We start from the raw sequence: 15,974 nt of genomic DNA, 5'->3' as shown, positions 1-15,974 counted from the left end.
AAAGTGTTTGTTCATGCTAATATTCGTAAACAAATTTGATACATGGGAGTTTTGATTATGTCAAATAGCAGAAGATGCCCGCCCTATGATGCAGGTGACGGGTTTAATCCAGAAATGAAAATTTATCATAATGGATGCCTGGATAATTGTTGCAAAGATCCGTGCGGCTGCTGCCGCCCGGGTCCTACCGGCCCGAGAGGCCCTCAGGGCCCTGCCGGCCCCATGGGCCCTATGGGCTTTAGCGGTCCCACCGGCCCAACCGGCTCCACCGGTCCTATCGGTCCGTCTGGCGGTCCCACCGGCCCAACCGGAGCGGCAGGCCCAACCGGCCCAACTGGGGCAGCAGGTCCCACCGGCCCAACCGGAGCGGCAGGCCCCACCGGCCCAACTGGGGCAGCAGGTCCAACCGGTCCAACCGGAGCAGCAGGTCCCACCGGCCCGACAGGAGCAGCAGGCCCAACCGGTCCAACCGGAGCAGCAGGTCCAACCGGCCCAACTGGAGCAGCAGGTCCCACCGGTCCAACCGGAGCAGCAGGTCCAACCGGCCCAACTGGAGCAGCAGGTCCCACCGGCCCGACAGGGGTGGCAGGTCCCACCGGCCCGACGGGTGCTACAGGTGACACAGGTCCCACCGGCGCGTTAGGCGCAACCGGTCCGACAGGGGCTACAGGTGACACAGGTCCTACCGGCGCGTTAGGCGCTACCGGCCCGACGGGTGCTACAGGTGACACAGGCCCCACCGGCGCGTTAGGCGCTACCGGCCCGACCGGCCCAACTGGTGATACAGGTCCCACTGGCCCGGCCGTTGCTCTGCTGGGAGTTCAGGCACAGCTTCTTGGCGATGGCGTAGGAACGGTTGCCGACGGAGCTAATGTGATCTTTGACACGCTCACATCTAACGTAAGCCCCAACATCACCTATAATGCGGCAACCGGTGTATTTACCATCACCGCTCCCGGAAATTATTATGTAACTTGGTGGGTGGCAACGGATGGTGCGGAAGCCGCTACGACTGTATCCTTTGCAGTGGAATTAAATGGCGGCGGCGGTGTCCTTGGATCGTCCCCGATCGTAACAGGGCAGCTGAATGGAAGCGTGTTGGTAACCGTGGGAGCAGTCCCGGCCACTATTACACTTACCAATGTCACTGGAGCGACCGTTGGCTTGGCGGCGACACCTGTTCAGGCCAATATCGTTATCACAGAGGTAAGTCTGTAAAGATGCCTCGTTGTGCAAGATAGCATTGGAGGATTTTAATTGAGCAATATAGCACTACAGATAGAACGCACAACAGACGGTTCAGTTGCGGTCGCGGCTAATGTAGTTTTTGACAGCGTAGTTTATTCGGCAGGAAATGTAAGTTATAATTCGGCGACCGGAGAAATCACTTTTAATGAAACAGGAAGATATGAAATAAATTGGTGGGTAACATCCCAATCCTCTCTGTCAACTAACGGGATAGTATTTGCGCTTTCCTCTTCACAGGGAGATCTTCTGGAGGGCAACTCACCGCTGAAAACGGGGGAAGTCGTAGGACTGGGAATTATCGATGTAACTGCGGCACCTGTGACAGTGTCGCTGATAAATGCCAGCACGCAGGTGATTTTCTATGCGCCGATGGTGCCGTTAACCGCGACCCTCGTCGTAATTGAGGATGATATTGTTACTCCGACCGGCCCCACTGGCCCGACCGGTCCGACAGGTGCGGCTGGAGCCACCGGCCCAACAGGGGCTACAGGTGACACAGGTCCTATAGGAACAACTGGGGATACTGGTCCTACGGGAGCAGCCGGAGATACCGGTCCGACAGGGACTACCGGAGACACAGGTCCAACGGGAGCAACTGGAGATACCGGTCCTACGGGAGCAACCGGGGATACAGGTCCGACAGGGGCAACTGGTGATACAGGTCCTACAGGAGCAACCGGGGATACCGGTCCAACGGGAGCAACTGGAGACACAGGTCCAACAGGAGCAACCGGAGACACAGGTCCAACAGGAGCAACCGGAGACACCGGTCCAACAGGAGCAACCGGAGACACCGGTCCAACAGGAGCAACCGGAGCCACCGGTCCGACAGGTGCGGCTGGAGCCACCGGCCCAACAGGGGCTACAGGTGACACAGGTCCTATAGGAACAACTGGGGATACTGGTCCTACGGGAGCAACCGGAGATACCGGTCCAACGGGAGCAACCGGAAACACAGGTCCTACGGGAACAGCTGGTGCAACCGGGGATACCGGTCCGGCGGGAGCAACCGGAGATACCGGTCCAACGGGAGCAACTGGAGATACCGGCCCGACAGGGGCGGCCGGAGATACCGGCCCTACAGGAGCAACCGGAGACACCGGCCCGGCAGGAGCAACCGGAGATACCGGTCCGACAGGAGCGACTGGAGACACCGGTCCGACGGGAGCAACCGGAGACACCGGCCCTACAGGAGCGACTGGAGATACCGGCCCTACAGGAGCAACCGGAGATACCGGCCCTACAGGGGCTACCGGGGATACCGGTCCAACAGGAGTAACCGGAGACACCGGCCCTACAGGAGCAACCGGAGACACCGGCCCGACAGGGGCTACCGGGGATACCGGCCCGACGGGGGCAACTGGTGATACAGGTCCTACAGGAGCAACCGGAGACACAGGCCCGACAGGAGCAACCGGCGATACCGGCCCGACAGGAGCAATCGGAGATACCGGCCCGACAGGAGTAGCCGGGGATACCGGTCCAACGGGAGCAACCGGCGATACCGGCCCGACAGGAGCAATCGGAGATACCGGCCCGATAGGGGATACCGGAGACACAGGTCCTACGGGAGCAACCGGAGACACCGGCCCTACAGGAGCAACCGGAGATACCGGCCCGATAGGGGATACCGGAGATACCGGTCCGACAGGAGCAACCGGGGATACAGGTCCTACGGGAGCAACTGGAGATACCGGCCCGACAGGGGCTACCGGGGATACCGGCCCTACAGGAGCAACCGGAGATACCGGTCCGACAGGAGCAACCGGGGATACAGGTCCTACGGGAGCAACTGGAGATACCGGCCCGGCAGGAGCGGCCGGTGTTGCAGGCCTACTTGGAGACATCGGACCCACCGGACCCACTGGGCCTTCTGTCACAGAGAACTCCATGAGTGCACAAAATGCCACAGGTGACACGATCGCCACGGTGGCAGGCGGTACCTCGATAGCCCTGCCTGACAACCAGAACCTGGATAGCTTCACTGTCGATGGGGCAAACACAATCTTTACTGTTCCCAGTACGGGCACCTATCTGGTAACTTACCAGATTAACGTAACCGCGGGTCTGCTCGTGTCTACTCAGGTACTCCAAAACAGCACGGCGATTCCCGGATCTGTTTTTTCTCCCCTCGTTTCCGTCTCAGCCTTCAGCGCCACTACCATTGTTCCACTGACTGCCGGAGATCAGCTTCAGCTTCAGTTCTTCGGCTTGCTGGGTACGGCAACACTTCAGGACGGTGCAGGTGCCACCCTTACTGTAATACGTCTTGCGTAATTCCCTTTGTACGGGAGCATGCCCTTTCGGGCATGTTCTCGTACAGTTTTCCAATGTAAACGACCCCACGGGTCTGAAGGTCCCTGGTCCGCTGTCGCTTTTCTGGAAATTCAGGCATAGTTTCTTGGCAGTGTAGGTATGGCTGCCGAACGGAGCCAGTGTGATTGTTTTAGTAACCGTGGGAGCGGTCACAGGCGCTATTACGCTTACCAATGCCACTGGGTAACCTTCGGTTTGGCGGCCCTGTTCAGGCAGTTATCACAGAGGTAAATCTGTAAAGAATACCTCATTGAGCAAGATAGTATTGGAGGATTTTAATTGAGCAATATAGCACTACAGATAGAACGTACAACAGATGGTTCAGTGGCGGTTGCGGCTAACGTGGTTTTTGACAGCATAGTTTATTCGGCAGGAAATGTAAGTTATAACCCGGCAACCGGAGAAATCACTTTTAATGAAGCGGGAAGATATGAGATAAATTGGTGGGTAACATCCCAATCCTCTCTGTCAGCCAATGGGACGGTGTTTGCGCTTTCCTCTTCACAGGGAGATCTTCTGGAGGGCAACTCACCGCTGAAAACGGGGGAAGTCGTAGGACTGGGAATTATCGATGTAACTGAGGCGCCCGTGACAGTGTCGTTGGTAAATGCCAGCACGCAGGTGGTTTTCTATTCACCGATGGTGCCGTTAACCGCGACCCTCGTCGTAATTGAGGATGATATTGTTACTCCTACCGGTCCCACAGGTCCGACAGGTCCAACAGGCCCAACGGGGGCAACCGGCGACACAGGCCCAACAGGAACAGCCGGGGACACAGGCCCGACAGGGGAAGCCGGAGCCACCGGCCCAACGGGAACAACCGGAGCCACCGGTCCAACGGGAGCAACCGGAGCCACCGGCCCAACAGGGGCAACCGGATCCACAGGCCCGACAGGAGCAACCGGCGATACCGGCCCAACAGGGGCTACCGGATCCACAGGTCCGACAGGAGCAACCGGAGATACCGGTCCAACCGGAGCAACCGGAGCCACAGGTCCAACGGGAGCAACCGGAGCCACAGGCCCGACAGGCCCAACCGGAGCCACAGGCCCTACAGGGGCTACAGGTGACACAGGTCCAACGGGAGCAACCGGCGATACCGGCCCAACAGGGGCTACAGGTGACACCGGTTCAACAGGAACAACCGGAGACACAGGTCCAACGGGAGCAACCGGCGATACCGGCCCAACAGGGGCTACAGGTGACACCGGTCCAACAGGAACAACCGGGGATACCGGTCCGACGGGAGCAACCGGAGACACCGGCCCTACAGGAGCAACCGGAGACACCGGTCCAACGGGAGCAACCGGTGACACCGGCCCAACGGGAGCAACCGGAGACACCGGTCCAACAGGGGCAACCGGAGATACTGGTCCGACGGGTCCGACAGGTGACACCGGTCCAACAGGCGGATCGGCGATTATCCCCTTTGCATCGGGGTTACCGGTTACTCTGACATCTATTGCAGGCGGCTTAGCCGGAACCCCCGCATTTATTGGCTTTGGAAGTTCCGCTGAAGGATTAACCGTGCTTGGAGCATCAATCGATCTGACGGGTGGCCCGGGTATCACAGTCAACGAAGCGTTTTCCGTTCCGCGTGACGGCACGATCACTTCCGTTGCAGCATTCTTTAGTACAACGGTGGCATTATCTTTGGTAGGATCAACGGTGACAATTACCGCGCAGTTGTATGAATCGACCACACCGGACAACACGTTCACACCGATTGCCGGTACGCTGGTCACTCTGGCCCCCCCTCTGACGGGTGCTATCTCCCTTGGTACCGTATCCAGCGGTGTTGTGACAGGGCTGAGCATCCCGGTTACCGCGGAAACGCGCCTGCTGATGGTTTACTCTATCACCGCTGCAGGACTTACACTCGCCAATACCGTTTCCGGTTATGCCAGTGCCGGTGTGACCATCGCTTAAATGCATCTCACAAAAAAATAATATTATGATCGTTTGGCCTCTCCGAAAGGGGGACCAAACGATTTACATAATTACTGAGAAGAGGGTGCGAAATTGAACCGGTATAAAATCTGTGTTTATGCCATTACAAAAAACGAGGAAAAATTCGTCGACCGCTGGATGGACGCGGTCAGCGAGGCGGACCTGGTGGTTGTAACGGATACGGGTTCCACGGACAGAACGGTGGAAAAACTCCGCGAAAGAGGGGCCGCCGTCTACGTGGAAACCATCAGCCCCTGGCGATTCGACGCGGCGAGAAATCTGGCCATGGACCATATCCCTGAGGACGTGGATATCTGCGTTTCCAATGATCTGGATGAAGTATTTGAAGCAGGATGGAGGGAGAAGCTGGAAAACGCCTGGCTTCCCATCTATACACGCGCAAGGTATCTGTTTACTTGGAGCCACAACAGCGACGGGACATACGGCAAGCAGTTCACAATGGAGAAAATTCACCGGCGGCACGGCTTCCGTTGGGTGCATCCGGTCCATGAGATTCTGGCCTACAGCGGCGAGGATCCGGACAGAACGGTTTGGATCCCCGGCCTGGTGCTTAACCACTATCCGGATACCAGTAAACCCAGAAGCCAGTACCTGCCCCTGCTTGAGCTGTCCGCTAAGGAGAATCCTCAGGACGACCGGGTCGCTTTCTGGCTTGGCCGGGAATACATGTATAAGGGAATGCTTGATAAAAGCATCGAAACATTGAGCAATTACCTGAAGATGCCCACCGCTCTCTGGAACGAGGAGCGGTGCGCCGCCATGCGCTTTATCGCAAGCAGTTATCAGGGAAAGGAAGATAAAAATGCGGCCCGCCTGTGGCTGTTCAGGGCGATTGCCGAATGCCCGACGATTCGGGAGCCCTATCACCAGATGGCCCAGCTCGGGTACCGGATGAATGACTGGCCCCTTGTCTTTTTCATGGTCAGCGAGGCGCTGAAAATCACGGAAAAATCGGGCAGCTATCTGTTTGAGCCGGCCGCGTGGGGGTATTCGCTGTACGACCTTGGGGCGATCAGCGCCTACCGGCTGGGACTGTACCGGTTATCCTGCGATTATGCTACCCGGGCGTGCGAACTGCAGCCGGACGACGAGCGCCTGAAAAAGAACCTGGAACTGATTAAGCTGAAGCTTCCCGATGCGCAGCCGGACCCGAAGGTTTGAGGTGATCTTTTGAAAAAGTATCGAATTTGCGTGTATGCGATCTGTAAGAATGAGGAAAAGTTTGTCGACCGCTGGATGGATTCCATGGGGGAGGCGGACGTGATCGTTGTGACGGACACGGGCTCCACCGACGGCACCGTTGAAAAATTGAGGGAGCGCGGCGCGGTGGTCTGCACGGAAGAAATAAAGCCGTGGCGGTTCGACGTGGCACGGAACCTGTCCCTCGGCCATGTTCCCGAGGACGCCGATATCTGCGTATGCACCGATCTTGACGAAGTATTTACCAAGGGATGGCGCGACTGTGTGGAAAAATCGTGGCAGCCCGGCACCACCATGGGAAAATACCTTTACAACTGGAGCCTGAAAGAGGACGGTACGCCCGACGTGCAGTTCAGCTACTTCAAAATCCATGACAGGCACAGCTATCAATGGGCTTATCCCGTTCACGAGTGCCTGAAATATGTCGGCGCCGGGCCGGAAAAAATCATCTACATTACCGGAATGGAGCTGAATCACTACCCGGACGCCGCAAAATCCAGGGGGTCCTATCTGCCTCTGCTGGAGCTTGCGGCGAAGGAAACGCCTCAGGACGACCGCGTGGCGTATTACCTTGGACGGGAATATATGTACAAGGGCATGTGGAAAGAATGCATCGCGGAATTAAAACGGCATCTGGCGCTGCCGTCCTCCGTCTGGAAGGAAGAACGGTGCGCGTCCATGCGCTGGATCGCAAAATCCTGCTTCCGGCTTTCCGATCTGACGGAGGCTTTCAGCTGGTATTGCCGCGCCATCGCGGAAGCGCCTTATATGCGCGAACCCTATGTGGAGTGCGCCCAAATGGCCTATCAGACGTCAAACTGGCCCATGGCGTACTATATGGCGGCGGAAGCGCTCAAGATCAGGCAGAAGTCCATGGTCTATGTCAACATGGGATACGCGTGGGATTATACGCCGGATGACCTGTGCGCGATCGCCTGTTACCGGCTCGGCATGTACGGGGAATCCCTTGCCCACGCAAAGGCGGCGCTGGCGTTCAGCCCCAAGGACGAAAGGCTGCAAAACAACCTCAGGCTGATCGAGCTGAAAGCAAATCATTAAAAGGGGCGCGGGGACAGCTTTTCAGCAGTGGTAAACGCTCCAATATTCGCATATATAAATAAAACAGGGCATCAACGAAGGAAAACCGCAGTTTTGCACAGAAAGACGGGTGCGGGTTATGAAGGCAGTCATTCTTTGCGGAGGAAAAGGCACGCGTATGCGGGAGGAGACGGAATTCCGCCCCAAGCCCCTGGTGGAGGTGGGCGAAAATCCGATTATCTGGCACATTATGAAAACCTATTCCTATTACGGAATCAACGATTTCATCCTGTGCGTGGGGTACAAAGGCGATATGATCAAGCGGTATTTCATGGAAATGCGGTGGCGGAACAATGATTTCACCGTAAAGACGGGACCGCGGGAAGCCGTGGAATATCATACCGCCGGGGAAGAGGACTGGAACGTTACGATTGTGGACACCGGGGCGGAAACGCAGACAGGCGGCCGGATCAAGCAGATCGAGAAATACATTGACGATGAAGATTTCATGCTGACGTACGGCGACGGCCTGAGCGACGTCAATATCCGCAGGCTCTATGTCTACCATAAAAAAAGCGGGAAAATCGCGACTCTGACCGGCGTAAGCCCGAACTCCTCCTTTGGGGTGATCGAAACGCGGGACGGAATCGTGACCGCGTTTAAGGAGAAGCCGGTATTGGAGGACACCATCAACGGCGGCTATATGGTCCTGAACCGCAGGGTGTTTGCATATCTGCCGGAAGAGGACTGCGCTTTTGAACAGGAGCCTCTGCACAGGCTTGCCCTTGACCGCGAGCTCGCCGTTTACAGGCACGGCGGCTTCTGGACGGCGATTGATACTTACAAGGATGTGGAAAGGGTCAATATGCTATGGAAAACGGGGGAGACGCCATGGAAGATATGGAAATAGACCTGAGCAGAATGTTCGGGGGCTTTTACCGCGGGAAAAATGTGTTGGTGACCGGCCACACGGGCTTTAAGGGCTCCTGGCTTTGCCTGTGGCTGTATTTGCTGGGCGCAAGGGTGGTCGGCTACGCGCTGGATCCCCCGGCGGAAAACGGCAATTTCAGCCTTTGCGGGCTGCGGCACAGAACGGTGGATATCCGCGGGGACATCCGCGACGGGGCGAGGCTCAAACAGATTTTCGACCTGTACGAGCCGGAAATCGTGTTTCACCTTGCCGCGCAGCCCATTGTCCGCCGTTCCTATGAGATCCCGGGCGAAACGTTTGAGACCAATGTCATGGGAACCGTGGAGGTGCTGGAAAACATCCGGCTTTCCCGGACCGTAAAAACGGGCGTGATCGTTACGTCCGACAAATGCTATGAAAACAGGGAGCAGCTCTGGGGCTACCGGGAAGAGGACGCGCTGGGCGGATATGATCCGTACAGCGCCAGCAAGGGCTGCGCGGAGCTTGTTGCGGCCGCGTACCGGAGCTCCTTTTTCAGTACCCGCCCCGGAAAATGCGTTTCTACCGCTCGGGCGGGCAACGTCTTCGGGGGAGGGGACTGGGCGGAAGACAGGCTCGTTCCCGACTGTATCCGCGCCCTGCAGTCCCGCAGCCCCGTTATGATCCGCAATCCCGAGTCCGTCCGGCCGTGGCAGCATGTTCTGGAACCGCTTTACGGCTATCTTCTGCTGGCGTATCAAATGGCGGAGAAGGGCTCGCGGTACACGGGGGCATGGAATTTCGGCCCGGATCCGGACTCCGTTGTCCCGGTCGGCCGGCTGGCCGACGAGCTGATCTCGCTCTGGGGAAGCGGGGAATGGGTGGACTGCTCGGAATATACGTCCCTGCATGAGACCGCTATGCTGAGCCTTGACTGCACCAAAGCGAAGACGTTTCTCGGGTGGAAGCCCCGTATGAATCTGAAGAAAGCGCTGGAATATACCGTGGAGTGGTACCGGGATTACCGCAGGGAGGATGTTTACGCCCTCTGCAGGAGGCAGATCGCCGCTTACTCCGCGGCGTGCATAAAGGCGGCTCCGGACTGACGGGGAGGTGAGGCTGCTTTGAAGCTGTCCGATTATATCGCGGAGTTTTTGGCGGAATACGGCTGTACTTATGTGTTCGGCTATCAGGGCGGCGCCGTGACCCATCTGGTGGATTCCCTGTACCGGCGCGGCGACCTCCGGTTTATCGCCGCCTGCAACGAGCAGGGAGCCGCTTTTGCCGCGGAGGGCTACGCGAGAGTACGCAACGACATCGGCGTGGCGGTCGCGACCAGCGGCCCCGGCGCCACCAATCTGATCACGGGGATCGGCAGCGCATATTTCGATTCCATCCCTTGCCTTTACCTGACCGGTCAGGTAAACACCTACGAATACAAGGGGGACCTTCCCATCCGGCAGAGGGGCTTTCAGGAAACCGATATTGTCAGCGTTGCCGCACCGATTGTCAAATACGCCGTGCGCATCACGGACCCCCGAAAAATCCGTTATGAGCTGGAAAAGGCGGTTCATATCGCCAATTCCGGCAGGAAGGGCCCCGTTTTGCTGGATATCCCGATGGACGTCCAGCGGGCGGAGGTGGATGCCCGCGCCCTTGAGGGATACGAGGCAGCCGGAGAAACGGCCGATTCGTTCAGCCCCGAAAAGGTTGTGGAGTATTTCCGCCGTGCCCGCAGGCCGGTTCTGCTGGCCGGCGGAGGGGTGCGGCTTTCCTGCGCCCAGGAGCTTTTCAGCCGCTTTGCCGAGACGACGGGAATCCCGGTGGTCAGCTCGCTGATGGGACGCGACGCGTACGACGGCACCCACGACAATTATTTCGGGATGATCGGTGTGTACGGCAACCGCTGCGCCAATCTGGCTATTGCCAACAGCGACCTGATCCTCGCGCTCGGCACAAGGCTGGACACCCGCCAGACCGGCACAAACGTGAGCAGCTTCGCGCGCGGGGCCCGGCTGATCCGGGTGGATATCGACGGGAACGAGCTGAGCAGAAAAGTCAAAGAGGATGAGGTTGCCGTTGCCATGGACGCGGGGCGGTTCCTTGCGGAAATGCGGGGGCACATTCATCAGATTCCCGAAGGGGAGTACGCTTACGGCCCGTGGATCGAGCGCGTGAAGGGCTACAGGAAGCGTTACCCATTTGTGGAGAAGCCGGAAATGCCGGACCCCAATTATATCCTTTCCAGGATTTCCGCCATGACGGGGGAAAACGACATCCTCTGTCTTGACGTCGGGCAGAACCAGATGTGGGCGGCGCAGTCCATGACCGTTCGGAAAGGACAGCGGATGCTGATTTCCGGGGGAATGGGAGCGATGGGCTTTTCCCTGCCGGCGGCGATCGGCGCAAGCTTCGGAAAGCGAAGCGGGGGAGCCGTCCTTTCCATCAACGGGGACGGCGGGCTGCAGATGAACATTCAGGAATTGGAGACCGTCAAGCGGAACCGTATCCCCGTGAAGATCATCGTTATGAACAACCGCTGCCTGGGGATGATCCGCCATTTTCAGGAGCAGTATTTTGAAAACCGCTTCTGTGCCACCGTGAAGGATTACGAGGCCCCGGAGTTTTGCAGAATCGCAAAAGCCTACGGCATCGCGGGCGTCCGGGTGGAAACACCGGAGGAGCTTTTCGCCGTCCGGCCCCTGCTGGAATCCAACGACCCCGTCCTGATCGATATCCGGCTCGAACAGGATACGCAGGTGTGGCCGAAGCTGTCCGTCAACCGGCCCATCGAAGATCAGGAACCGCTGCTGCCGCGGACGGAGCTTGCTGAAAATATGCTGATCGGACTCTATGACGGCGGGGGAGGGAATGACGATGCGCCATTATAAAAAGTATGTGAAAAAAACATTGGACGCGGTCAAACGGATCAGCCCCTACGAGCCGTTTCTCTATCTTCCCGTCTATGACCGGCACGGAATCATTCAGGGATACCTGCGTCCCGTCACAAAGGAGTACCGCTATGCGGTTCCGGACTGCGCCGCCCTGTTTGCCGGATGGCGGAATGAAAATCCCCATATGTCCCCGACTCAATTCGAAGCGACCGCCGGGAGCACCGAAAAATGGCTGGACGGGATTATCGCGCGGGATGACCGGGTCCTGTTCCTGATCGTAGCCGCGGATGGCGCGAGGGTGGGGCATATCGGCTTTTCGTCTTTTGACTACCGCCGCCGCTCCAGTGAAATCGACGCCGTCGTCCGGGGGCTGAAAATCGGATATCCGGGGATGATGGCGTTTGCGCTGAATACGCTGATCCGCTGGGGCCTGCGCAAATTGAAGCTCCGGCAGGTGCGGCTGCGCGTATTGTCCGACAATACGCGGGCAATCGCCTTTTACAGGAGAAACGGCTTTTATCCCTCGGGGGACATTCCCCTTTACCGGGCTTTCACGGCGCGGGGCGAATCCTGGTCGGAATCGAAAACCAAACGCCACCAGCGGGCGGAAAAGCATTATATGCAAATGAAGCTCGATATCAAAAAATGGAAGCGGCAAAACGATACCATTCCCATTTGAAGGAGGATTTGCCTTGAGGAAAAAAATCAGCTTTGCGGGGCCGTCCATTACGGAAAAAGAGGTGGCCTACGTCACGGACGCGGTCCGGAACGGATGGTACGAAAATTTCGACGGGTACATCAGAAAGCTGGAAAGAGCGTTCGCGGATTACGTCGGGGTCAAATACGCCATTGCGACCCACTGCTGCACCCATGCGCTGCACCTTGCCGCGGCCGCCGTAGGGCTGAAAGCGGGGGATGAAGTGATCGTCACCGATTTCAGCTGGGTGGCGACGGCGTACGCCGTTTCCTATACCGGCGCGGACTGCGTTTTTGTGGACATCGACCCCGACACCTGGACGATCGATCCGGCGTGTATCCGAAAGGCCGTTACGAAAAAGACAAAGGCCGTCATGCTGGTGCACACGTTCGGGCACCCCGCCGAAATGGATGAGATCATGGGCATCGCGAAGGAATACGGCCTCTTTGTCATAGAGGACGCCGCGCCCGCGGTTGGGGCGCAGTACCACGGGAAACCGGTCGGCGGCTTCGGCGACGCCGCGTGCTTCAGCTTTCAGGGCGCAAAGATGACGGTCAGCGGGGAAGGCGGCGTGCTTCTGACCGACAACGAGGACGTCTACCAGCGCGCAAAGCTTCTGGCCGACATGGGCCGCACCGACCGCGAGGCTGTTTTCTGGTCGGATCTTCTGGGCTTTGAATATGTCATGAGCAATGTTTCCGCGTCGCTCGCCCTTGCGCAGCTGGAACGTGTAGAAGAGCTGATTGCGAAAAAAAGGCGGATTTTCGACTGGTACGATACCCGTCTGAAGGATGTGAAGGGCCTGAAAATCGTCCGGGAAAAGCCGGGCTGCAGAAGCAATTACTGCTATCCCTCCCTTCTGCTGGAGGATTCGGTAACGGCGGACAGGGACGAAATCCTCGCCGGGCTAAGGAAGCTGAACATCCATGCGCGTCCCGGATTTCCGCAGATGAGCCGCTTCCCCGTCTACAAACAGCGCTTTGAAAACCCGGTCGCGGCGCTGGTGGAAAAACGCGGGATCTCCCTGCCGTCGGCGGCAAATCTGGAAGAAGACGATATCGATTTCGTGTGTTCCAGCCTGACGGGGCTGATGCGGGGGGGCTGATATGGAGGAGCGTATGGAAGCGGAGCAAAAGTTCCGGCAGGAAATCCTCGACCGTGTCGCCCGTATTTATGAGCTCAGGGAACAGGACAGACCGTTTGTCCCGGGAAAAACAAGGGTGCATTATTCCGGCAGGGTATTTGACGAAAAGGAAATGCAGGCCATGGTGGACAGCGTGCTGGACTTTTGGCTGACGCTGGGACCGAAGGGCAAAGAGTTTCTCACACAGTTCCTTTCCTATACCGGGATGCGGTACGGGCTGGTTGTCAATTCCGGGTCGTCCGCCAATTTGGTCGCGGTCGGGGCGCTGTGCTCGCCCCGGCTGGAAAATCCGCTCGGGCCGGGGGACGAAGTGATTACACCGGCGCTTGCCTTTCCCACTACGCTGAATCCCCTCCTGCAAAACGGGCTTGTCCCCGTCTTTGTCGATGTTGAGGAGGGAACCTATAATCTGGACGCCGGCCGGCTCGAAGACGCAAGGTCGGACCTTACCCGCGCGGTTGTGCTGGCCCACACGCTCGGCAACCCCGCGCAGATGGACGCGGTCATGGACTTTGCCCGCCGGTATGATCTCTATGTCATTGAGGACACCTGCGACGCGCTGGATTCCCGTTACGACGGGAAGCTCTGCGGTACCTTCGGCGATTTTTCGACCTACAGCTTTTACGCCGCCCACCATATCACCATGGGGGAGGGGGGCGCGGTGCTGACCAACCGCCTCGACCTGTACCGTCAGGCCCTGTCCCTGCGCGACTGGGGACGGGACTGCTTTTGCCGCACGGGCGAACAGAACCCCAACGGCGCCTGCGGCCATCGGTTCGACCACACCTATGAAAGCCTGCCGTACGGCTACGACCACAAATATGTATACGGCAATATCGGCTACAATCTGAAGCCGCTGGACATTCAGTGCGCCATGGGGATCGAACAGCTGAAAAAGCTGCCGTCCTTCAGCGAAAAGCGGAAGCGGAATTTCCGGCGGCTGTACCGCGCGCTGGAAAAATATCAGGACAGCTTTCTGCTGCCGCGCTCTCTGCCGAAGGCCGACCCCTCGTGGTTCGCCCTGCCGCTGACGGTCAGAAAGGAAGCCGCGTTTTCCCGCAGGGATATTGTGCGGTTTCTGGAGGAAAACCAGATCGAAACGCGGATGCTGTTTGCGGGGAATATTTTACGCCACCCCGGCTACCGGAATATCCGTCACCGGGTCTGCGGCAGCCTGGAGCACACGGACGATGTTCTTCTCAACACCTTTTTTATCGGCGTGTATCCGGGGCTGAGCGACGCAATGATCGAGTATGTTATCCGGACGATCGACCGGTTTATGTCCTGATTTCAGCCGGGACCGGCACAAGAAAGCGGTGATGAATACGGAACCTGTACCAGCAAAATCGGAAGACCGGCACACGCCGGCCGTGAGCGTTGTCCTGCTCGCCTACAATCATCTCAGTTATACGAAGCTGTGTGTGGAAAGCCTGTTCCAATATACCTCCCATATCGATTTTGAGCTGATTACCGTCAATAACGGCTCCACGGACGGGACGGAAGAGTTCTTCAACAGCCTGCCCAACAGCAAAAAAATCAGTTTCCCCGAAAATGTCGGGGTGGACAAAGCAGTCAACTGCGGGTTCAGAATCGCACAGGGAAAATATACCCTGAATCTGAGCAACGACATTGTCGTTACCGCCCACTGGCTTGACAACCTGATCGCCTGTATGGAATCGGATGAAAAAATCGGGATGGTCGTGCCGGTGTGCAGCGCGTCCTCCAACGGGCAGCAGGTGGACCTTCCCTATCAGTCGATCCCGGAAATGCAGCGGATGGCTCAGGCGTACAACATGAGCAACCCGTGCCTCTGGGAAGAGAAGATGAAGCTTGTCACCTACACCTGCCTGTTCCGCACGAGCCTGCAGAAGGAGCTGGGAGGATTTGACGAGGATTTCAATCCCGGGGCCTATGACGACGACGCCATCAGCTTCCGCATCCGCAGGGCGGGTTATAAACTCATTTTGGCAAAAGACACGTTTGTGCATCATTTCGGTTCCGTGACCTTTAATGCGGAATATGCAAAAAATAATCTGGCGCAAAGAAATCTGAACCTGTTTATCAGCAAATTCGGCGTCCATCCGTGGCAGGCCGCGTTTATTGACGGCACGCTCCTGACCGTGCTGAACTACGACGGCGGCAGCGGCAAAAACATTCTGGGAATCGGCATGTCCTGCGGCGCGACCCTGCTTCAGATCAAAAATTTATTAAAGGAAAAGGGCGCGGCCGATATCAAGCTGTATTATCTTTCCGGAAGGGAAGATAACATGGCCGACCTTTCTTCCATCTGCGAATACTGCACGCATGCGGATATGGACGCTCTGGTACCCCTGTTCGGTTCAAGAACCTATGACATCATCGTTCTGGAAAGCGAAATGGACCAGATCGGCGACCTGGAGGGACTGGCCGGCGACCTGAAAGGAATCCTGAAGGACGGCGGCCAGATTGTCTGTACCGCGCCGGCTGAGGAGCTGCATGAACGCATCAGGACGCTTTTCGGGAGTCTGGGGATGGCTGAGATAAAAAGTGCCCGCGGCTATTATTATTGTTTTTTAAATCAAAAGACGGAGGTCTGAA

Annotated in this window: 12 protein-coding genes; all 12 read left to right on the top strand. The window is 57.6% G+C overall.

The features are described 5' to 3' along the window. Positions 1-873 precede the first annotated feature (873 nt). The gene (locus VXK30_RS17200; RefSeq protein WP_442877866.1) at positions 874-1,218 is read left to right on the top strand and encodes a hypothetical protein; all 345 of its coding nucleotides are present in this window, start codon (positions 874-876) and stop codon (positions 1,216-1,218) included. A 399-nt stretch (positions 1,219-1,617) separates the two neighbouring features. Next, the gene (locus tag VXK30_RS17195; RefSeq protein ID WP_442877872.1) at positions 1,618-3,525 is read left to right on the top strand and encodes a BclA C-terminal domain-containing protein; all 1,908 of its coding nucleotides are present in this window, start codon (positions 1,618-1,620) and stop codon (positions 3,523-3,525) included. A 678-nt stretch (positions 3,526-4,203) separates the two neighbouring features. Next, on the top strand, positions 4,204-5,493 hold the full coding sequence (locus tag VXK30_RS17190; RefSeq protein ID WP_442877871.1) for an exosporium glycoprotein BclB-related protein: 1,290 nt from the start codon (positions 4,204-4,206) through the stop codon (positions 5,491-5,493). A 93-nt stretch (positions 5,494-5,586) separates the two neighbouring features. Then, positions 5,587-6,696 (top strand): tetratricopeptide repeat-containing glycosyltransferase, encoded by a 1,110-nt coding sequence (locus VXK30_RS11335; protein WP_275713738.1) that lies wholly within the window; start codon positions 5,587-5,589, stop codon positions 6,694-6,696. A gap of 9 nt (positions 6,697-6,705) precedes the next feature. Further along, a complete protein-coding gene (locus VXK30_RS11330; protein WP_275713737.1) occupies positions 6,706-7,794 on the top strand; it encodes a tetratricopeptide repeat-containing glycosyltransferase in 1,089 nt (362 codons plus the stop codon). 118 nt (positions 7,795-7,912) lie between these two features. Continuing rightward, positions 7,913-8,683, top strand: coding sequence for a glucose-1-phosphate cytidylyltransferase (rfbF, locus tag VXK30_RS11325; RefSeq protein WP_275713736.1), 771 nt, complete (start codon positions 7,913-7,915; stop codon positions 8,681-8,683). After that, entirely contained in the window at positions 8,665-9,768 is a 1,104-nt protein-coding gene (rfbG, locus tag VXK30_RS11320) for a CDP-glucose 4,6-dehydratase (RefSeq protein ID WP_275713735.1), read from the top strand. Before rfbF ends, rfbG begins: the two co-directional genes overlap by 19 nt. 18 nt (positions 9,769-9,786) lie before the next feature. Further along, a complete protein-coding gene (locus tag VXK30_RS11315) occupies positions 9,787-11,553 on the top strand; it encodes a thiamine pyrophosphate-binding protein (protein ID WP_275713734.1) in 1,767 nt (588 codons plus the stop codon). Next, positions 11,540-12,235 (top strand): GNAT family N-acetyltransferase, encoded by a 696-nt coding sequence (locus VXK30_RS11310; RefSeq protein ID WP_275713733.1) that lies wholly within the window; start codon positions 11,540-11,542, stop codon positions 12,233-12,235. The genes VXK30_RS11315 and VXK30_RS11310 overlap by 14 nt, the downstream gene beginning before the upstream one ends. 13 nt (positions 12,236-12,248) lie before the next feature. Beyond that, on the top strand, positions 12,249-13,358 hold the full coding sequence (locus VXK30_RS11305) for a DegT/DnrJ/EryC1/StrS family aminotransferase (protein WP_275713732.1): 1,110 nt from the start codon (positions 12,249-12,251) through the stop codon (positions 13,356-13,358). A gap of 1 nt (position 13,359) precedes the next feature. After that, positions 13,360-14,685 (top strand): lipopolysaccharide biosynthesis protein RfbH, encoded by a 1,326-nt coding sequence (rfbH, locus tag VXK30_RS11300; RefSeq protein WP_275713731.1) that lies wholly within the window; start codon positions 13,360-13,362, stop codon positions 14,683-14,685. A 31-nt stretch (positions 14,686-14,716) separates the two neighbouring features. Further along, complete coding sequence (locus VXK30_RS11295; protein WP_275713730.1) at positions 14,717-15,973, top strand: glycosyltransferase family 2 protein; 1,257 nt, start codon at positions 14,717-14,719, stop codon at positions 15,971-15,973. The last annotated feature ends 1 nt before the right edge of the window (position 15,974 follow it).

Source organism: Caproiciproducens sp. CPB-2 (assembly GCF_036287215.1).
Classification (GTDB): domain Bacteria; phylum Bacillota; class Clostridia; order Oscillospirales; family Acutalibacteraceae; genus Caproiciproducens.
This window is presented reverse-complemented; position numbering and strand designations above follow the sequence as displayed.